This window comes from Vibrio hepatarius (genome assembly GCF_011806575.1).
Classification (GTDB): Bacteria; Pseudomonadota; Gammaproteobacteria; order Enterobacterales; family Vibrionaceae; genus Vibrio; species Vibrio hepatarius_A.
Map to the genome: position 1 here is coordinate 22,622 of NZ_JAATOO010000013.1, position 18,257 is coordinate 40,878.

General features: G+C 43.3%; 21 protein-coding genes and 1 pseudogene. 17 read left to right on the forward strand and 5 right to left on the reverse strand.

Annotated features, from left to right (window positions below; translation table 11 throughout):
• Nucleotides 1-12: 12 nt before the first annotated feature.
• Genes fliP through HCZ42_RS11895 form a run of 3 tightly spaced genes read right to left on the reverse strand, consistent with a single transcriptional unit; the run spans nt 13 to nt 1,986 of the window.
• The gene (gene fliP, locus HCZ42_RS11885) at nt 13-771 is read right to left on the reverse strand and encodes a flagellar type III secretion system pore protein FliP (protein WP_167420903.1); all 759 of its coding nucleotides are present in this window, start codon (nt 769-771) and stop codon (nt 13-15) included.
• Nucleotides 772-792: 21 nt separating this feature from the next.
• Nucleotides 793-1,164 (reverse strand): flagellar motor switch protein FliN, encoded by a 372-nt coding sequence (gene fliN, locus HCZ42_RS11890; protein WP_167420904.1) that lies wholly within the window; start codon nt 1,162-1,164, stop codon nt 793-795.
• A gap of 18 nt (nt 1,165-1,182) precedes the next feature.
• Complete coding sequence (locus HCZ42_RS11895) at nt 1,183-1,986, reverse strand: FliM/FliN family flagellar motor switch protein (RefSeq protein ID WP_167420905.1); 804 nt, start codon at nt 1,984-1,986, stop codon at nt 1,183-1,185.
• A 439-nt stretch (nt 1,987-2,425) separates the two neighbouring features.
• On the opposite strand from HCZ42_RS11895, the gene HCZ42_RS11900 reads away from it, so the two are divergent.
• The 9 genes from HCZ42_RS11900 to HCZ42_RS11940 are packed head-to-tail and all read left to right on the forward strand — an operon-like array spanning nt 2,426 to nt 11,238.
• Nucleotides 2,426-3,469 (forward strand): MotY family protein, encoded by a 1,044-nt coding sequence (locus tag HCZ42_RS11900; RefSeq protein ID WP_254868951.1) that lies wholly within the window; start codon nt 2,426-2,428, stop codon nt 3,467-3,469.
• Nucleotides 3,466-4,797: a sigma-54 dependent transcriptional regulator gene (locus tag HCZ42_RS11905; RefSeq protein WP_167420906.1), complete on the forward strand. Its 1,332-nt coding sequence runs from the start codon at nt 3,466-3,468 to the stop codon at nt 4,795-4,797. The genes HCZ42_RS11900 and HCZ42_RS11905 overlap by 4 nt, the downstream gene beginning before the upstream one ends.
• A 21-nt stretch (nt 4,798-4,818) precedes the next feature.
• Entirely contained in the window at nt 4,819-5,178 is a 360-nt protein-coding gene (gene fliE / locus HCZ42_RS11910; protein ID WP_167420907.1) for a flagellar hook-basal body complex protein FliE, read from the forward strand.
• Between the two features lie 3 nt (nt 5,179-5,181).
• A complete protein-coding gene (fliF, locus tag HCZ42_RS11915; RefSeq protein ID WP_167420908.1) occupies nt 5,182-6,942 on the forward strand; it encodes a flagellar basal-body MS-ring/collar protein FliF in 1,761 nt (586 codons plus the stop codon).
• Nucleotides 6,905-7,924 (forward strand): flagellar motor switch protein FliG, encoded by a 1,020-nt coding sequence (locus tag HCZ42_RS11920; protein ID WP_167420909.1) that lies wholly within the window; start codon nt 6,905-6,907, stop codon nt 7,922-7,924. The genes fliF and HCZ42_RS11920 overlap by 38 nt, the downstream gene beginning before the upstream one ends.
• A 4-nt stretch (nt 7,925-7,928) precedes the next feature.
• On the forward strand, nt 7,929-8,717 hold the full coding sequence (fliH, locus tag HCZ42_RS11925; RefSeq protein ID WP_167420910.1) for a flagellar assembly protein FliH: 789 nt from the start codon (nt 7,929-7,931) through the stop codon (nt 8,715-8,717).
• Nucleotides 8,710-10,059, forward strand: a complete 1,350-nt coding sequence (locus tag HCZ42_RS11930) for a FliI/YscN family ATPase (RefSeq protein ID WP_167420911.1) — start codon at nt 8,710-8,712, stop codon at nt 10,057-10,059. Before fliH ends, HCZ42_RS11930 begins: the two co-directional genes overlap by 8 nt.
• 11 nt (nt 10,060-10,070) lie before the next feature.
• On the forward strand, nt 10,071-10,511 hold the full coding sequence (gene fliJ, locus HCZ42_RS11935; protein WP_167420912.1) for a flagellar export protein FliJ: 441 nt from the start codon (nt 10,071-10,073) through the stop codon (nt 10,509-10,511).
• Nucleotides 10,512-10,569: 58 nt separating this feature from the next.
• Complete coding sequence (locus HCZ42_RS11940) at nt 10,570-11,238, forward strand: hypothetical protein (protein WP_167420913.1); 669 nt, start codon at nt 10,570-10,572, stop codon at nt 11,236-11,238.
• Nucleotides 11,239-11,251: 13 nt separating this feature from the next.
• Here HCZ42_RS11940 and HCZ42_RS11945 read toward each other — a convergent pair whose 3' ends face one another.
• Nucleotides 11,252-11,401, reverse strand: coding sequence for a hypothetical protein (locus HCZ42_RS11945; RefSeq protein ID WP_167420914.1), 150 nt, complete (start codon nt 11,399-11,401; stop codon nt 11,252-11,254).
• Nucleotides 11,402-11,941: 540 nt separating this feature from the next.
• On the opposite strand from HCZ42_RS11945, the gene HCZ42_RS11950 reads away from it, so the two are divergent.
• From HCZ42_RS11950 to HCZ42_RS11985, 8 genes and pseudogenes are all read left to right on the forward strand, one after another.
• Entirely contained in the window at nt 11,942-12,676 is a 735-nt protein-coding gene (locus HCZ42_RS11950) for a hypothetical protein (protein WP_368484186.1), read from the forward strand.
• A 1-nt stretch (nt 12,677) separates the two neighbouring features.
• Nucleotides 12,678-13,640 carry a hypothetical protein gene (locus HCZ42_RS11955; RefSeq protein WP_167420915.1) on the forward strand — a complete coding sequence of 321 codons (963 nt, stop codon included), beginning with the start codon at nt 12,678-12,680 and terminating at the stop codon, nt 13,638-13,640.
• Complete coding sequence (locus tag HCZ42_RS11960) at nt 13,637-14,128, forward strand: hypothetical protein (protein WP_167420916.1); 492 nt, start codon at nt 13,637-13,639, stop codon at nt 14,126-14,128. The genes HCZ42_RS11955 and HCZ42_RS11960 overlap by 4 nt, the downstream gene beginning before the upstream one ends.
• A 372-nt stretch (nt 14,129-14,500) precedes the next feature.
• Nucleotides 14,501-14,772, forward strand: a pseudogene (locus HCZ42_RS21840) (transposase); the annotation flags it as partial.
• A 186-nt stretch (nt 14,773-14,958) separates the two neighbouring features.
• Nucleotides 14,959-15,216: a helix-hairpin-helix domain-containing protein gene (locus HCZ42_RS11970; protein WP_167420918.1), complete on the forward strand. Its 258-nt coding sequence runs from the start codon at nt 14,959-14,961 to the stop codon at nt 15,214-15,216.
• Between the two features lie 107 nt (nt 15,217-15,323).
• A complete protein-coding gene (locus tag HCZ42_RS11975; protein ID WP_167420919.1) occupies nt 15,324-16,073 on the forward strand; it encodes a class I SAM-dependent methyltransferase in 750 nt (249 codons plus the stop codon).
• A 79-nt stretch (nt 16,074-16,152) separates the two neighbouring features.
• Nucleotides 16,153-16,644: a hypothetical protein gene (locus HCZ42_RS11980; RefSeq protein ID WP_167420920.1), complete on the forward strand. Its 492-nt coding sequence runs from the start codon at nt 16,153-16,155 to the stop codon at nt 16,642-16,644.
• A 181-nt stretch (nt 16,645-16,825) separates the two neighbouring features.
• Nucleotides 16,826-17,374 (forward strand): sugar O-acetyltransferase, encoded by a 549-nt coding sequence (locus HCZ42_RS11985; RefSeq protein ID WP_167420921.1) that lies wholly within the window; start codon nt 16,826-16,828, stop codon nt 17,372-17,374.
• 223 nt (nt 17,375-17,597) lie between these two features.
• Here the strand turns inward: HCZ42_RS11985 and HCZ42_RS11990 are convergent, their stop codons facing one another.
• Complete coding sequence (locus HCZ42_RS11990) at nt 17,598-18,197, reverse strand: helix-turn-helix transcriptional regulator (RefSeq protein ID WP_439848998.1); 600 nt, start codon at nt 18,195-18,197, stop codon at nt 17,598-17,600.
• Nucleotides 18,198-18,257: the final 60 nt, after the last annotated feature.

An 18,257-nucleotide genomic window follows, 5' to 3' on the forward strand; every position in this document is an offset into this window, starting at 1 on the left:
ATCTTTCCTCGATTATCCAAAACTGGCGGACAAGCTACCGACAGTCATTGCCCAGCCATCTACAAGCACAAACACGACCAGTTTGAATGGTAATGAAATGATGAGTGGTGAGAGCATCATCATGCCCATGGCCATTAGCACACTGGCGACCACTAAATCTATGATAAGAAAAGGGATGAACAGTATAAAACCAATCTGAAAAGCGGTTTTGAGTTCACTAATGACAAAGGCAGGTAAAACAATTGCGAAAGAAATATCTTCCACGTTTTGGTCTATGGGTTCATTAGCGATACGCAACATCTGCTCAAGCGAGTTCTGATGTGTTTGTGCCAGCATGAAATCGCGAACGGGTTTTTCTGCCACAGAAAACGCCTGTACTAGCGTGATTTCACCATTGTTGTAAGGTTGAAAAGCGTTCTTGTAAATATCGGTCCAAACTGGGCGCATGATCAGCAAAGTAAGTGTCAGTGCAATTCCCACTAACACTCGGTTAGGAGGCGTTTGCTGTAATCCCAGCGCTTGACGCAAAATAGCCAGTACCACAATGATACGTGTAAAGCTGGTTGCCATCAGGATGAAAGCTGGTAAAAAGCTCAGTGCTGTCATTAGCAGTAGAATTTGCAGTTTAACGCTGTATTCTTGCTCAGTCGCTCCGTCAGATACGGACAAAATAGTTAAGCCGTTATCTGCTGCGTATGTAGGGCAAACTACCAAACAAAATGCCAGCAGAATCACTGGCGTCCAAGCCGAAAGAGAGTGCAGTTTATTCATAGAGTTATTCATTGAATTAGGTTAATAAACCGTGTCATCTGTAGGCGTTGAACTAAACACATCAGTCAGGTGCAGACCGTATTTGTCGTTCACAATGACAATTTCAGCGTGTCCCATCAACGAGCCATTGACTTTGACATCCAAAGGCTCACCATTAAGTTTATCGAGTTCAATCACAGTTCCTTCTCCAGCTTTCATTAACTCACCTAGTGTTATCTCTTTACTCGCAACTTCCAGTGTCACGACCACAGGGATACCCTTGAAAAAGCTGAGATCTCGCTCGATTGGTGGAGTCTGTTGGAAAGGCATGTCGTTTTCAGAATTCTCTATCTGAAAATCGTCAAAATTAAGTTCGTTAGTATCGAACACGGTATTTTCTATTGATTCGCTCATGATTATGATTCCTTAAACTTAGTTGAGAATTAAAACGAGTTGGTCATCTTGTTCTGCAATGCGTCCAGAGAAAAGTGGCTGGTGACCAATACTGATAGGGATGTCACTGGGTAATTCGATTGAAAATATGTCGCCAGGTTTAAGGCTAACAATGTCACTTAAGGGCATGATTTTCTTAATAAGTACGGCATTCAATCGTACTCGAGTCGACTTTAAGGAGTGACAGAATGGTTGGTATAAATCGGTATTCGACTGAAGCTCAAGTTGTTCAACCAAGGTCTGGATCAGATTGCTGTCCAGTTTTAGGTGTACTCTACCCGCAAATCCATCAAACTGAATTATCAACTCAGCATGCAACCCCACACCGTTAGTTGGCGCAAAATCAGATATTGCCCACATAGCGTCTGGAGCCAGCTTGGTGATAATCAGTTTGCTAATTCGTTCTTGGATGCGTAGATCACTGTTTGTCAGCGTTGTTGAATCGCGTTCTACATTTGCACCATAAAATCGGTCTGCCAATTTGATTAGAACAACGTTATCGGCATGAACAAAAACACGCCCACCGTTTTGGTGTTGGTAGGTTGATGTTTGGCATTTCTCCATCTCTAATGGCAAGAAAGTATGTAAGTCGACTATATTTAACTTTGCTTCTACCTTGCTAGTTTTTAACCAGTTCTGCAATTCATGGGTCAGGCCGATACAAGACTCAGAAACTACGCCAATAAGTTTCTCACGAATGATATGAATGGGCTTGCCTAATAGTTCAACGTCTAGGGGGCCGATATCTAAAATGGGCTCTGGCCCTTTATTTATTGTCTTCATTTATATTTTGCTGCCTCTTTGATAGTTGTCATTTATATTTTCTCCCCTTTTAGTGAATATATTTATCTCAGCACATGAGAGTCTACACGAGTTTTTTATTTAATTTTTAAAGTTTGTGATATTAGTTCATATGTCGATTTTCGCTTATGGATTATTACTTCAACACATAATAAAACGATTTATCTTGTTTTTAAGAATTGATTGATAAAAATATTATGAGTTAATAAATTAATGCAAAGGTAAATCATTTAATAACAGTGAAAATGAAGGAATTCTGCGTTTTTCTTGATAATGAATAATATCAAGCTTCATATGTCTTATAAGTCGATATCGATAGTTTTCTCTATTTGTCGGATTTTTTAATGATTATGTTAAAGGGTTAGACGAGGGCTTTAGCTTGAAGATCGATTGCGTTGGGAAAAATGAAAAGGCGATGGTTATGTATTTATATGCATTTAATTGTATGCATTATGCATATTTACGCAGTTTTTTTGGTTGGGGGAAAGTTGGGGAATATCGATGTGCCCGTATTCGTTTAATAACATTTCTTATTTCAATTGTAGTGTGTTTTATTGAGTCTTCATTAGCATTTTCGAATCAAAATATTAACATTCCCATGAGCTTTTCTAATTGGACATATCAAGTTGAGGATTTGGAGTGCTATTTAGGAAGTGCCGATTTTTCTTATGGGAAGTTTTATTTCCGCTTAGATGAAGAAAACAAAAAAATCACATTTATAGCAAGCCTAAGTCAGAATGGAATTAAATGGGGTAGGGCTATACTTAAAATTAAAAATGCACCGTGGGAAAAAACTTTGGATATTAAATCTGTTTCATCTATTTCGATAGCTAAGTCTGGGTCTGAGTTTATTTTTGAACGCAATATTAGCCAAGTGTTGACGTCTATTAATCAAGGTAAATGGATGATGTTGTCGTTAAAAGGAAGTGATTCTTCCGTCGATCAAACCATCACCATTCCAACTGTAAATATTCAGGAGGCATTGCAATCATTTCTTAGTTGTCGTGATCGATTGGTGAAGCGCGATCAATTACCGAAGATGCCATTTTTAGATACTCGTGATCGTGAAGTAGTAATCCATTTCGCGTTTGGCCAGCGAGCTCTTTCGAATGAACAGAAAATGAGGTTGCGAGCGTTGTACCGTTACATCGTAGAAGACTCTCGAGTCATCAAGGTATTAGTTGATGGATACACCGACAATGTTGGTTCTTCTGTCGCCAACCTCACCATCTCTCGTCAACGAGCCGAATTGATTGCAAAACAACTGAATACCTTGGGGCTTGCAGAGGAGAAAGTCGAAGTGCGGGCACATGGTTTACGTTACCCAATTGCGAATAATGATACTGTAACTGGTCGAGCGAAGAATCGTCGCGTAACCTTGCGTTTGGTCAGGGATAAAGAACAAGTCGTGCGCGAGGATCATGCTTTTTCCAATGCAGTAGAAGAGGAAAAGGTACAACAATGACGAAAATGGATATTCTGTTGGTTGAGCCAAATGAAAACTTTGCTCAACCAGTATTAAAAGTCTTACAAGAGGCAGGTTATTGTGTACGGCATATGCGCTCAGGCCGCAGCGCTTTGCTAGAGACACACGCCGCTATCACTTTAGTGGGTTCAGACTTGTCGGATATATGTGTACGCGAGTTTGTGAGTTGTCATCAGAAACAACGTAAAACGGGTATTGTTATTGCGATTGTCGATCAAGATCAGGGAATTTTGGCCGCTGAGACAATGAAATCCGGTGCAACGGATTATCTGTTAAGACCGTTTGAAGCGAACCGGCTGCTTAGCCTTCTGAAACGCGTGGAAGCGCTAGGCAAACCGATAGCAAATATCGTTGCAAAATCCTGGCGCAGCAAACAGATACTGCAACTTGCTCATCGTGCTGCTTGTACCAATGCTAGCGTATTGATTACCGGTGAGTCTGGGACTGGAAAAGAAGTACTGGCTCGGTATATTCATGAACAATCCTCCCGAGTTGATGGTCCTTTTATTGCTGTGAACTGTGCGGCGATTCCTGAATCTATGCTCGAAGCAGTGCTGTTTGGTCACGTAAAAGGTGCGTTTACTGGGGCCGCGAACTCGCAAAGTGGTAAGTTTGAAGAGGCTAATGGTGGCACAATTTTGCTTGATGAAATTGGTGAGATGTCACCTGCTATTCAAGCCAAGTTACTCAGAGTGCTTCAAGAACGAGAAGTTGAACGAGTGGGAAGCCATAAAGCGATTCAACTGGATATTCATATTATTGCCGCGACCAACAAAGATTTGCGAGAGGAAGTACGAAAGGGCACATTCCGAGAAGACCTCTATTATCGATTGGACGTATTGCCATTACATTGGCCACCTCTTCGTGAACGCAAAGACGACATTTTACCGATAAGTCACTTTTTTATCGAAAAGTACCAAGACGGTAGCAAATGTTACTTATCTCAGGATGCGATTACAGCACTAAACCAGTATCACTGGCCGGGTAATATCCGTGAGCTGGAAAACGTGATTCAGCGGGCGTTGGTGATGCGCCATGGCGACTACATTACTGCTAACGATTTGATGTTGCCGGCTCAATTACTGACACCTGTGCCATCAACTGAGCCGACATCTCTGTTCGGTCATGTCGAAGCTAAGAAACAAGCAGAATATCAATTCATTCTGGATAAATTGCGTCGGTTTGATGGAAACCGAACCAAGACAGCAAATGCTCTGGGTATAACCACTCGTGCCTTGCGTTACAAGCTAGCAGCAATGCGTGAGCAAGGAATTGATTTACAGTCGGCATCGGGCACGGCTGCTTAACGTTCAAAGGGGGTAAAACCAATGTTAAGTCAATCTATTAACAATTCAGTTTCTGCTGAACAATTGATGTTGTCGAAAATGGATGCGATGAGCACCCAATTAAAACACCCCGAGTTCGTAGTGACTGACAATCCATTGGATGTGAGAGGATTGAACGAGCCTCTGTCGTTCTCTCAAGCAATGAGCAATGTACTGAATACTGTCAACAAGCACCAATCGGTGGCCAGTCAAAAAATGACGGCCGTTGAAACGGGGCAAAGTGACGATCTCGTCGGCGCTATGGTTGCAAACCAGAAAGCAAGCCTCTCATTCAATGCCTTAATGCAAGTGCGCAATAAGGTGGTGAACTCTTTTGAAGATATTATGAAAATGCCGGTGTAGATCATGTCAGAACTAACCACCCAAATGACCGGAAATGCCGCGATGCATTCAAGCACTATACGAACTCCTTCTTCTGCTAACAACCTAGATAAGCTGATCGATAAGCTTAAGCAGCTATGGTTTAGTAGCCAACGTAATTTGGTGCTCTCTGCGGTACTCGCAGCGATAGTTGCTGCCATTATTGTGGTTGCGCTTTGGAGCTCAGTACAAAATTTCAGGCCACTCTATAGCCAACAAGAACGCTTTGATATTGGTGAAATTGTTTCTGTATTGGAAAGTGAAGGCATTAGCTATCGCATGCAAGAGGAGAATGGCCAGGTATTAGTGCAAGAAGGCGAAGTCGCCCGTATTCGCATGCTATTAGCCACCAAAGGGGTTAAAGCGAAATTGCCAACAGGCTTTGATTCGTTGAAAGAAGACAGTTCACTCGGTACCAGTCAATTTATGGAAACGGCACGCTATCGTCATGGCCTGGAAGGAGAATTAGTACGCACAATCCTATCATTGAACGCAGTGATAAATGCTCGTGTTCATCTCGCGATTCCAAACCAAACGCTGTTTGTACGTCAGAATAGAGAGAATCCTTCCGCCTCTGTATTGTTGGCGCTTAAACCGGGTAAAAACCTTAAGCCACAACAAGTTGAAGCGATCATCAATTTGGTCGTTGGCAGTGTAACAGCAATGAAACCAGAGTTTGTTTCTGTGATTGACCAATATGGTCGTTTGCTCAGTGCTGATGTGACATCTACTGCTGAAGGTGAAGTCAATGCGAAGTACCTGGAATATCAGAAGAACCTAGAGAAGCAGATCATTCAGCGTGCAGCTGACATGTTAACGCCGATAGTTGGTCCTACGAACTTCCGCATTCAGGTTGCGGCAGACATGGATTTTAGTCAGGTGGAAGAGACGGAAGAGATCTTGGACGATAACCCAGTGGTTCGTGATGAGCATACCATTCAAAATAACTCCGTTGACCAAATAGCGTTGGGGGTTCCGGGCTCACTGAGCAACCAACCTCCGATAACGGGAAAAGCAGGAGAAAAGCAGACAAAAGACAGCCAGAACACCAATGCACGTTCTGAAGTCAATCGGCAATACGCAGTTGGTAGCAATATCCGTCGCACACAATACCAACAAGGTCAAATCAAAAAACTGAGCGTATCTGTCCTACTTAACTCGCAAGCAGCGCCAAACGGTAAGGCTTGGACAAATGCTGAGAAGAAGCAAATTTCTACCATGGTCATTGATGCTGTTGGAGTTTCACAAGATCGCGGTGACAGCTTGAGCTTAATGAGTTTTAACTTTACCCCAATTGATATTGAAGCAGCGCCAACGATCCCATGGTGGCAAGATCCAACGGTACAGCAACCAATGCGTTATGTGATTGGTGGTATGTTGGGAATTGCGATGATCTTCTTTGTTCTACGCCCTCTTATCATGCATCTGACCGGAGCTGATCGCCGAGTTCAAGAGTTGGAGTTTGCTGAACAACAAGAAGAATTAATTGATGAGAATTTACAAACTCGAGAGGAAAGTGAACGCGAAGAAGCACTCAACCGCCGACTGTTGGAGAAGGGCATTGCAGCCTCTTCCGGTCTGGATATAGCCAGCGATATGTTACCGCTTCCAGGGTCGCCACTAGAAATTCAATTAAAACACCTACAGCTTATTGCTAATGAAGAGCCAGAGCGCGTAGCCGAAGTACTAAAACAATGGGTAAACCTAAATGAACATAACAAAGTCGATGCCAAAGCAAACGCTTAGTCACGTAGAACAAACCGCACTTGTATTACTCGGCATGGGCGAAGACGCTGCGGCTAAAGTGTTGCAACACTTTACTCGGGATGAAATGCAACGAGTAACTAAAGCGATGGCACGCTTAAGTGGCATTAAAAGCGAATCCGCGAAAGAGATCATCCAGAATTTTTTTGAGGATTTCCGTGAGCACAGTGGTATTCGCGGTGCATCGAAAGAGTATTTATCCAATACTTTGCGTAAGGCGTTAGGTAATGATTTGGCAAAAAGTCTGCTCAATAGTCTGTATGGCGATGGAATCCGCAACAACATGCAGCGTTTGCAGTGGGTTGAACCGGAGGTATTAGCACGGTTTATTGCGGATGAGCACTTGCAAATGCAAGCAATTTTTCTCGCTTACCTGCCTGCCGAGACCTCTTCCTCAGTACTAAAACACTTATCTGAGGATAACCATGATGAACTGCTGTATCGCATAACACGTTTGCAAGATATTGATCACCAAGTGGCGAGTGATTTAAATGAACTTATCGAGCGCTGCATTGAAAACGTGTCGGAAAGTCAAAGTTCGCCATTGTCAGGTGTCAAGCAAGTTGCGGACATCATCAACCGTTTTGAGGGTGACCGCGGCATGCTGATGGAAATGTTGAAGTTACACGATGAAGAAGTCGTCGGTGAAATTGAACAGAACATGTTCGACTTTATGATACTTGGACGTCAGCTTGAAGACACCATGGATCTTTTGGTGCAGCATGTACCAATCGAATTGTGGGCAGTAGCGCTAAAAGGTGCTGAGGTCACATTGCAGCAATCAATAAAACGTTCAATGCCACAACGCATGATCAAAGCTCTGGAAGATGAAATGCGGATACGGGGGGCGGTGGCATTGAGTCGGGTTGAACTTGCTCGTCAGGATATTATGCAAATAGTACGCGAGTTGGACGAAGCAGGGGAAATTGAATTGTTGCTCTACGAAGAGCCAACGGTGGAATAAGCGTATGATTGAGCAGAAAAAGAGATCATCTTCGCAGGCAATACACATACCGCCTGCGGGCTATCGTCTGTATCGTTTTCCGCCATTGGCTCAGCCGATTGCCTTGGATAATGAACTTACTATAGAAAATGACGCTTGGCAGGATACTCTCGACATCCAACAAAAATTGGAAGCCGGCTTTGAGCACGGGCTGCAGAAAGGCCATGAAGAAGGCTTCCGTCAAGGTATAGAGCAGGGTAAACAACACGGTTTACTTGAAGGGGAAAAAGAAGGCTTTCAGAAAGGATTCGTATCTGGGGAGCGGTCAGGGAAACGCCCCTTTATTGAAGCCGTCAAATCTGTTAATGAAATTTATCAGGTGCTGTCTCGTTGGCAAAGTGAGCGGGAGCAACAGCAGCGCCATATCATTTGCGAGCTGGTACAAAAAGTGGCTCAGCAAGTGGTTCGTGCAGAGTTAACGCTGATGCCACAACAAATTCTGGCGCTGGTGGATGAAACGCTAGGCGCCATGCCAGGTAAACCAGAGAAAGTCACCGTGCATCTCAATCCGCAAGATTTAGAGCGTATTAGGCAGATCAATGCAAAGCTCCCAAACGCTTGGACATTAGTGGCAAATCCGGAGCTGCCTGAAGGGGGGTGCCACATAGTGACAGAGGATGCTGAAGCCGATGCAAGTTGTGATTCACGTTTGCAGGTGTGTATGGATAACGTCAAGCAACATTTACTCGATGAAGTGAACGTACTTAGTTCGGATACCACGCTGGAGACTGCAGAGAATGAGCTGCATGACTAACATTTTTCGTCACGATATGCTCAATAAGCGGTTAAGCAGGGCGATAGCCTCGCTTGATTCTATTCCTGTGGCACGTGTTACAGGCCGATTAGTCAAAGTGAATGGTTTGATGTTACAAGCGGTAGGGTGCCGATTCAAACTGGAACAACGCTGTTTGGTTGAAACCGCTGAAGGTGACATGATCGAGGCGCAGGTTGTTGGCTTTGATCATACAGTGGCGTATTTGATGCCGATTCGTCGGTTAGGCGGTTTGTTCGCTGGTGCAAAAGTGATTCCCCTTGATGGGGATAGCACGGTTCAAATTAGCAATCAGTGGTTAGGACGAGTAGTCAATGGTCTTGGGGAAGCGTTGGATGATGGGCCAGCGCTAAAAGAGGGAGAACGTGTCTCACTTGAATCAAAACCGATCAACCCTCTTAAGCGTCGTCCCGTTGACACCCCGCTTGACGTTGGTGTGCGTGCAATTAACGGCTTGATCACTGTTGGAAAAGGGCAACGTATTGGTCTGATGGCAGGTAGTGGTGTGGGCAAAAGCGTGCTGATGGGGATGATTACTCAAAACACCGATGCTGATGTGATTGTGGTTGGTTTTATTGGTGAACGTGGTCGAGAAGTACGTGAGTTTATTGAACGCACCCTCACACCGACAGCAAGAAAAAAAGCCATTATCATTGCCGCGCCTGCTGATGAATCTCCCCTTATGCGTTTACGTGCGACCATACTGTGCCATCGAGTGGGTGAATATTTTCGCGATAAGGGTCAAGATGTCTTGTTATTGATGGATTCGTTAACTCGTTATGCCATGGCACAACGGGAAATTGCGTTGGCATTGGGAGAGCCACCAGCATCGCGCGGTTATCCACCTTCAGTATTTAGTGTTTTGCCCCAATTGCTGGAACGAGCAGGGAACAGTGAAAACCAAGATGGCAGCCTGACTGCAATCTATACCGTGTTAGCTGAAGGGGATGATCAACAAGATCCAGTCGTAGATTCTGCGCGCGCAATACTGGATGGTAACGTGGTATTGTCGCGACAGCTGGCGGAGCAAGGTCACTACCCTGCGATAGACATTAATGCCTCGTTAAGTCGCTGTATGATGTCTTGTACACCACCAACTCATAGCGACACTGCCAATCAGTTTCGTCAGTTTTACTCTAATTATCTGCAAGTGAAAGAACTGTTGCCGTTAGGGGGGTATCAGCCAGGTCAAGATCCGGAACTTGATCGTTCTTTGGCTCTCTATCCGCAGTTACAGGCTTACTTACAGCAAGCGGCGAATGAGGTAGTCGATTACTCAACCAGTCTGGACGATCTCGCACAAATTTTTCAGGGAACACAATGAGGAGAAGGCTGATGGATACCAAATTAAAAGCTGTGGGCAGGATTCAACAGATTGAAGAAAAGCAGCGTGATTGTGTTGGTCGACAGTTGGAATCCATGCGTCAGCATCATACACATTTAAAACAACAGCTCTCACAATTAGCCGATTTGAAAAAACATTCAGGACAGACAGCGTTGATGGCACCTTCATTAAACAGCGCAATATTGATGAATTTAAATAGCGTTAACCAAATGTTGCAAAAAATGCTTGTGCATCATGAAAACGAGCAAGCAGTGATGCAGGCACAATGTTTTTCAGTTCAGAAAGTGTTGGAACAAAAACACGCACGAGTTCAAATGCTGGAGAAAGCATTTGAACTCGTGCGTGCTAAGCAAAAGCATGAGACGGCACGTAAAGAGCAGAAGCTGTTTGAGGACATCATCAACTGTCGTTTCAATAGAAAAGCACTTTGACAAGATTGCGAGAGAGATCTTTTACCAAGATTCTGTGTCTAAAAGGCGTGCGGATTTTATGCACTTAGGAGAAACGCTGGCTCCGGATATTCTCATCCTCCAAGAGTTTACCAATTGTGAGCAATTACCAAAGATCGCATCGTTGGTGGCTATTTCTGGTGCGAGTTTTTCATGTTCAGATTTTAATGAAAACAATGACAATAAGTACGGCAGTTTTGAATTAGAGGTGATCAGTCGCTTTCCCGTTACTCGCTCGCTAGAGAATGAGTTTTATCCTGAAGCGGCGTCGAACGGGACGGCGAAAGAGATGACGATTCTTGATACTTCAGACATGGCGGGTATCAATCAGAGTAAGACGTCATCGCGTGGGTATTTGTGGACAGGAATTGAATCGATTAACCTAGGGGTGATCAACATACACTTGAAGTCCTCTAGGGGGGACGTTGGTCACAGCGACAATAAGAAGAATGGTGACGACTTAATCAATGACTGTTACGAAAACTGTGGCTCAAAAGACTTGTATGACGAAACACAACATATTTTCAAGGAGTTAGCGGGCATGACAAACGTCACGTATTCAATTAAGGACTCGACATATCCTGCTTACCCCGGCTCTCCGATAGACAATATTTATGTTTCAGATCAGCGTAAATTTGGCGATGCCAAGTCGTCCCAAAGCACGTTTGGTTCTGACCATAAAAGTGTTTATGTGACTTACCAGTATTAAACCTACCACCAAACTACAACCACCCATCAGGTTGGTGGTTGTAGTTGTCGTTATAAATTTGGTCCAGTCTCTGTGTTGGGATGGATTGGCTGAGAGAAACGGGATGGATGAAAAACCATTCACTTCCAGAAACGATATCCCCTTTGCGTGTGGTACCTAACATACTCATTTCTTAGAGTGAGATGACTCGTCTACCAATCATTGAAAATATCAAGTCATGCCCTTGTTTTACATATTCAAACTCCGATTAATCTCATGGACATTTTGTAGCCAGATGGCGGCTTAATCTATGAATCGTGAGTCAGATAAATGTGAATTAAGTCATTCATAGTCATATCTTATAAATATTGTTTTGTGTGATATTCACGGCAAATGTCTGAATGATCTTTGCGGTTTTTTTATGTGTATGGTTTTATATATTTAACTGATATTGAGAATCATTACTGTGTTTATTGCTGAGATTGCACCGTCCACTATATAAGTCATTACTACGTATAGATGTACCGCGGCTTGCGAAGATTGTTGCTTTGAATGCAGCCCGAGTTTAGATAAAACCTTAAGCTATGAGGAGATTCGTGACTTCATCATTAATGCAAGTAGACGGTACCCATCAATAAAGCTAATCGTTTTTACTGGTGGGGAGTGTTTTATTCTTAAAGAGAAGCTTTTTGCTCTGATATCTATGTGTACTGAGATGGGGTTCATGACTCGTTGTGTTACCAATGCATATTGGGCTAAGAATTTATTTAGAGCTCGTGACTATTGTAAAAAACTCATCAATTCAGGCCTTGGTGAAATAAATATATCTACCGGGATGTCACATCAGAAGTACGTGAATCATGGAACGATTATTAATGCAATTCAAGCATTAATAGAATTCGATATACCAACGCTCGTCACAGTGGAAACTGATACTGAAACATCCTCTTGCTTCGAGAAACTTAGGGCTGAAAAGTGTATTCAAGAAGAAATGGATAAGGAAAGTCCGCTGTTAAAGCTCCAGGTCAATTCATGGGTGCGCTTCGATAAGAAAAACGAAGTTAGACGAGAAGAGCAGGCCGTTTCTAGCTTAAATTATGGTTGCGACAACCTGTTTGATACTGTCGTTGTTACTCCCGACAAAGAGATAGCGGCTTGCTGTGGGATTACCATGTCTCATATTGATGAGATGAATCTTGGTCATATGAAGCAAATAGAAAACTATGGCAATCAGGTAGAAGATTTTCTAAAAGTCTGGATAAAGACAGAAGGTGCATTTCAAATCCTCAAACAACTTGGCGTCTCGGAAGATAAGTTGGCAAACATAAACCACCCCTGCCAAGCATGTGCAATTCTGCATAAAGATAAGAATATAAAAAAATTATTGGTTGAGGGCTATTCCTCGCATGTTGTTCGGGTTGTGAATAAAGCTAAGCTCATGGAATTAACAGGATATTAAGATGAATAAAAAGAAACTTACACAGTATGGGATCGTCGGGACGGCTATCGCTGCGTCTTCTTCTCAAGTCCTTGCAGAAGTAGAAAACTATGGTAGTCCAGAAAGAGAGTTTGGTAAGCCTCGAAGCATTCAAAATCTTCCCAATCAAAATATCGACTCAAAGTTAAAGTTAAAACTGAGCCAAAGCGATCTGCCCCAAGACGTGTGGGAGGACTTAGCAAAACTTGAACAGATGTGGACGGAAGTAAATAACGCCTCTTCTTACATGAGGAAGTTTAATAACTCAGAATTAAATCATAATGTTAAAAACCGAATTGCTACCACTTACGAACATCAACTAATGGCCGCACTCAGTGAACCTGACCTAAAAGACTTGGCCGCAAATGGCGATTATTATGCTCTCTTGTCCGAATTGACAAACAGAGGCATTACGAACGGGGATGCCAGTAGTGTAATGTCTAAGCAGATAAGAGATGTTCTCGTTCAAAATAAAAATGTTCGAGAACGTACAGCAAAGATGTTTTCGAAAGCATCCACTCCAAATGATTATGAATTTTTATCTAAGGCCGTTCAGAATGAAACGAGGGTTGTCGCAGGAGTTGCCGTTGTCATCGCAGGGGTCGCACTAGTTGCAGGGGCTGTTTATGTCGTCGCAGCAACAGGGGTTTACGTTGCGACTAGTGCAGCATTTACTGTTGGAGGGGGGCCAGGAGGTGGTGGAAATTGTATGAACGGGTGTCATATGCCGGCTGACAATTATTCGGCGATTAAGTCTTTCGCAGACGAAGTCGGTAATACTACCTTAGCGTCCAAAGCCTTTATTGAAATGAAAAAACAAGAAGCGAAGGCGGCTGTAGATGCATCCATAGAACTTGGTCTTATTAGCATTCAAACTTCTGACTATGACAATGTGATTAGTGCTATGAATCGTATCATTGAAGCAAATGCAGGAGTCGGGCAATGACACAACATCTATCAGCTGGATTTTTAAGTAATCTTGTTATTAGTGGTATTTTTATCTCTGCCCTTTTTCTTACGATATCTAAGGCTGAGTTTATCAGCTTGAATGGAGCAATATTTGTCTTGGTCGCGGGTATATACATTGCGATTTTATATCAGATCAACACAAGCAAAGTGACCATAACGTCTGAGCATTTATTGATTGATGGGCTGATATGGTCCTACTCAACGAGTAAAGATAATGTCATAAGCGTGGAGATTGTTGATAACCTTAGTTCTGATGATAAACCCAAATACAGAAAAAATGGGGTTAGCATTTTTAGATATAAAGCGGGCAAATTTACGCTAAATTCTGATTCTTCGGCGTTTATGCTGACAAATGGACAGGGTAAGTATGTGGTTGTTACTTTGAAAGATTCTAGTTACGACAAAATCATATTCAACTTAGATGAAATGAATATAGCGACCACACCGAGTTGGTTTCATGACTAGGTGCGTCGATGCATTAACCTTTTTGGTAATTGTAGCGTGATCTCTTTTGAGTGTGCGGTGGCTTTTGGCTCGATTGGCGCTAATGAACACATCATGCGCGAGCGATAAGTTAAAACAACCTAGAGTATTAAGTACTAATGGCACGGGAGATGAACTAACAACATAGAAGTGCTCCTTATACTCTTAGATTCAGTTGTTAACCTAGTGATAAAATCACTAGGATTAGCTTGATATTAACTTGATCTGTTCGCCTAAAATTGGCGAAAGGGCTTTATCGTTTAATTTTATATCAATGACTTATGTCGGCTTTGTTGCTTAAATCGATGGAAGTGAGTCAAGAAGTTACGATCTGATCTGCTACGCTCATCAATCATCGAAGTCTCATGTCTCAGCCTCGTAACAAACAACTCGAAGCAGTACAACAAAGCCCTAATTCACGGAAGTTCCTAGCCTTTTTGGAGTGATGAGGAAGCAAAGCAAACAAAACAAGCGTGGTAGGCCTCACCAATTCAGTGACTTAGCCATTACTATCTAATGGTGAAACGAGTCTTCTCTATGCCATTGAGAGTGCTGCAAGGATTTATAGATTCGCTAACATCCCACTCGTTTGTCCGCATTGCACCGGTATCAGTCGTCGTGCGAAAACAAAAGGCAATGTATTGGTTACGTTAAACTTTGGTTAGCTTCATGAACGTTATTGCCGGCTAACAAGTATCGAAGAGTGTTTTTTGGACAAGGCGACTCTCGGTTTAAATCTAGATGCTCAAAGGGTTAGCTGGACATAAGTTTAACCTCATTGAGCACCGTTATATGTTTATAAGGATTATTTCATGGCATTTTCTGAGTCGGAAAGTAAAGTATTGTTATCGGTTAAGGGTGTCGGTCCTACGGTCTTGAAAAGGTTTGAAGAAATTTGGATAGATAACCTTTCTGATTTGGCGGCTTATCAAGTGGATGAGATCGCAGCAATGGTAGCTTCTATGCTACGAACGACTTGTTGGAAAAATAGCCCACAAGCTAAGGCGGCTATTAAAGCGGCAATTCAACGGGCAAAAGACGAAGTGCAATCGTCACACACCAAAGCATGAAGGAGGGCGTTGCCACCTACCGTACTTTCAGGTGCAACCCGATAGCCGTTGTGTACTGTATTGTTCTCGCCTTAAATACGAAGTGACAAACTCGGAGGTCAGGTTCAATGAAAAATGGACTAGATATTTTCGGTAATGCTCTGCTGTCATATTTAAGTGGTAACCGTGATGCCACTTTGCTTGTGCATACTGAAGGGGTTGGGTCGTATGACATCCCCGTTTCTATATTCTTTCGTCCAGCTGACTACTATCCGGTAGATCAATACGCGCTAACGTTATGTAAAGGTAAAGTTCTTGATATTGGTGCGGGAGTCGGTGAGCACTCAATGTATCTTCAAAACATCGGTCTCGACGTAACCGCGTTAGATATTTCTTCCGTAGCGTGTGACATCATGAGAAAACGGGGTATCAGCTCTGTGATTAACCAAGATATTTTTAACGGTAAGCTTGATTCACATTTTGACTCTTGGCTTTTGTTAGGTCGCAGCATTGGTATGGTAGGAACAGCCCCTAACTTATTGACTTTTTTACGTTTAGCCAAGCAAAATTTATCGGATACTGGGCAAGTGATCCTCAACTCGGTTAACGGTGTGGACGAGCCTGTAACGAGAAAGATTAGTTTCGAATTTTTGGGTGAAGAAAGCTCTACTTTCGAGTGGTTGGATATTGACAGTATCTCATTAGAGATCGCCGCACTAGCGTGTGGTTTCAGCACGGAAATCATCCGGGTCGAGAACGATGACCACTACTTGGCCGTTCTTCGAAAGCTGAATTACAGTAACGCACTCAAAAGTGATGCGCAACGCTTGGCATTTCCAGCTCAGGTTGGTTTTAGTGTTTGTGAGGCAATGGTTTAAGTTAGCGGATAGTATCGCTCATACCTGAATGTGGCGTTAGCTTTTCATCGATCACATTATTAAAAGTAAGGGAATTGCTATGAAGATTGTCAAGCCGCTTGTGTGCCTAGCTTTGAGCGCAACATCGTTTGGAACCGTAGCCAGTTCAGAGCAACTGTTAGGTGCATGGCAGTGCAGTTCAGTATTACCTATTTCTTGGCTCGATGCGCTGAGTATCTATTCTCCTGACGGGAGTTTTAAAGGTGTAGCCAACTCAGTTACTCAAACTAATGTTAACGATAGAGTGGTTGAGTTTGACTTGTATGCTGATGGTTCGTGGTCTTTGAACGGTAATGTATTGGTTACAGACATCGAAAGCATCGAAGTGATTCCTAAAAACTTGCAGGCAGAGAAAGGGATTGAAGCCATAACAGAGGCTGTTAACCAGCCTTCAATATTACATTCTGAACTAGAAGTCACGCTCCTGACTCGCGACAGTTTACAAACAAAAAGTAAAGATGGGGTAGTCGACAATTGCCGCCGAGTTATCTCAGCCTCTGAACTAAAAAGCAAAAGCGAACAACCTATTTAAGGAGTGAATTCCAAGGCCTAGTATTAGTAGTTTGCTTCCACTTTAGTGTTAAGGTGCGGGTCAGGTCGTTGCGTTGTCTCACTGCTTAACGGTGGCGTTAGTTGTTTTTTAGTGCCCCACTTTATCTACCAATCATCTCAGTGGGTTACTATTTGAGAGAAAAGACGTGTGAGGGTATGACATGACTGAGTTTGAAAAAATGTGCCAAGGTGTGGACTATGATGCGAGCAGTTCTGAGTTCGGCATTCTTAGAAACAGAGCCTTTGACCTACTAAAAGAAATAAACCAACGGCAGTTTGAAGCCGCTAAGCCGTACGTTGCCCAACTATTAGAATCTTTCGGAGAAAATAGTGTTGTTTGTCCTCCTTTCTTATGTGAGTACGGAAAAACTATTTCTGTCGGGCGCGACACGTATATCAATATGGGGGTGACAATGTTAGACAATGCCACGATCAAAATTGGCAATAATGTAATGATTGGCCCTAATTCGCAGTTTTACACCCCAACCCATTCGCTTGATTACCAACGACGTCGTCAGTGGGAAGTCCACAGTCTTCCGATTATGGTTGAAGATGACGTTTGGATTGGTGGTAATGTTGTGATTTGTCAGGGGGTGACAGTGGGTGCGCGCGCTGTGGTCGCGGCGGGCTCGGTTGTCACCAAAGATGTTGCACCGGATACGCTTGTTGGTGGGACACCCGCAAAATTCATTAGAAAACTCACTCCGTGAAGGACGGCAGCGAAAAAGGCGTCCAACAGGGGTAAGTTAACGTTTGGCGGCTGTTGTCCCTTAGCAATGTGGTTTCGGTTGTAAATTGCATGTTATTTTCCCATACCGATCGTTATTGTGTTAATTGGGGTGGCTCTCTCGGCGTTGTTCCTCTGGCCAGCTCGTACCCGAGGGTTTGCTTTCTGATTGTAGCCATGCCCCCGAACAGAATAGGGGGCGTGGTTTACTTGGTTTCCAGCTCTCTTAGATAGAGATAAACGGTATCTCGAGAGATGCCGAGTAGGTTGGCGACAAGAAGTTTGCTGTCTTTGTATTTGAAAATGCCCAACTCATATAACCTTGTTACAACCTCTCGATTTCGTTTTGAGGGCAAGATCGTGGGGTTAGCCAATACTTCGTTGCGAACTGTTTCTATGGTGCTATCAATGGTTTCATCCAAGTTCTTGGCAAATGTTTCCGGGGATTGGATGTTTTCTCTGAAGCCGAATGGCAACAAGTTCTTCAGAAACGATTGCATTGGTGCATCCATATCGATGTTCACGCAAAGTAGGCCAATCGCGTCACCTTTAGAGTTGCGGACAATGGTTGTTATTGAGCGCAGCGTTTTACCGCTAGCGCTTTTTGTTAAGTAGGAATCAGATACGTCCTTGCCTTCATTCAGCTTAAGCAGTGCCAGGTTGGTAATTGGAGCTCCGCATTCGCGTCCAGTAATATGACCATTGACAATCTTAAGTATCGATGGGGATTTGGCATCGAGGCTGTGGAGCACCACCTCAGTATGTTCGCCATACATTTTTGCGATCCCTTCGACCACATTTTCCATGGCTTTAAGGATGTCATAGTCGCTTTGCGTTAATTCTGTTAGTCCCAATTTACCCACCTT

Bases quoted from the DNA above. Each gene is read 5' to 3' on its own strand.
- HCZ42_RS11895 (WP_167420905.1), bottom strand. From the start codon at position 1,986: ATGAAGACAATAAATAAAGGGCCAGAGCCCATTTTAGATATCGGCCCC.
- fliP (WP_167420903.1), bottom strand. From the start codon at position 771: ATGAATAAACTGCACTCTCTTTCGGCTTGGACGCCAGTGATTCTGCTG.
- HCZ42_RS11980 (WP_167420920.1), top strand. From the start codon at position 16,153: ATGAAGATTGTCAAGCCGCTTGTGTGCCTAGCTTTGAGCGCAACATCG.
- HCZ42_RS11955 (WP_167420915.1), top strand. From the start codon at position 12,678: ATGAATAAAAAGAAACTTACACAGTATGGGATCGTCGGGACGGCTATC.
- HCZ42_RS11985 (WP_167420921.1), top strand. From the start codon at position 16,826: ATGACTGAGTTTGAAAAAATGTGCCAAGGTGTGGACTATGATGCGAGC.
- HCZ42_RS11905 (WP_167420906.1), top strand. From the start codon at position 3,466: ATGACGAAAATGGATATTCTGTTGGTTGAGCCAAATGAAAACTTTGCT.
- fliN (WP_167420904.1), bottom strand. From the start codon at position 1,164: ATGAGCGAATCAATAGAAAATACCGTGTTCGATACTAACGAACTTAAT.
- HCZ42_RS11945 (WP_167420914.1), bottom strand. From the start codon at position 11,401: ATGTTAGGTACCACACGCAAAGGGGATATCGTTTCTGGAAGTGAATGG.
- fliE (WP_167420907.1), top strand. From the start codon at position 4,819: ATGTTAAGTCAATCTATTAACAATTCAGTTTCTGCTGAACAATTGATG.
- fliF (WP_167420908.1), top strand. From the start codon at position 5,182: ATGTCAGAACTAACCACCCAAATGACCGGAAATGCCGCGATGCATTCA.
- HCZ42_RS11990 (WP_439848998.1), bottom strand. From the start codon at position 18,197: ATGGAAAATGTGGTCGAAGGGATCGCAAAAATGTATGGCGAACATACT.
- HCZ42_RS11940 (WP_167420913.1), top strand. From the start codon at position 10,570: ATGCACTTAGGAGAAACGCTGGCTCCGGATATTCTCATCCTCCAAGAG.
- fliJ (WP_167420912.1), top strand. From the start codon at position 10,071: ATGGATACCAAATTAAAAGCTGTGGGCAGGATTCAACAGATTGAAGAA.
- HCZ42_RS11960 (WP_167420916.1), top strand. From the start codon at position 13,637: ATGACACAACATCTATCAGCTGGATTTTTAAGTAATCTTGTTATTAGT.
- HCZ42_RS11975 (WP_167420919.1), top strand. From the start codon at position 15,324: ATGAAAAATGGACTAGATATTTTCGGTAATGCTCTGCTGTCATATTTA.
- HCZ42_RS11970 (WP_167420918.1), top strand. From the start codon at position 14,959: ATGGCATTTTCTGAGTCGGAAAGTAAAGTATTGTTATCGGTTAAGGGT.
- HCZ42_RS11930 (WP_167420911.1), top strand. From the start codon at position 8,710: ATGACTAACATTTTTCGTCACGATATGCTCAATAAGCGGTTAAGCAGG.
- fliH (WP_167420910.1), top strand. From the start codon at position 7,929: ATGATTGAGCAGAAAAAGAGATCATCTTCGCAGGCAATACACATACCG.
- HCZ42_RS11900 (WP_254868951.1), top strand. From the start codon at position 2,426: ATGTATTTATATGCATTTAATTGTATGCATTATGCATATTTACGCAGT.
- HCZ42_RS11950 (WP_368484186.1), top strand. From the start codon at position 11,942: ATGACTCGTTGTGTTACCAATGCATATTGGGCTAAGAATTTATTTAGA.
- HCZ42_RS11920 (WP_167420909.1), top strand. From the start codon at position 6,905: ATGAACATAACAAAGTCGATGCCAAAGCAAACGCTTAGTCACGTAGAA.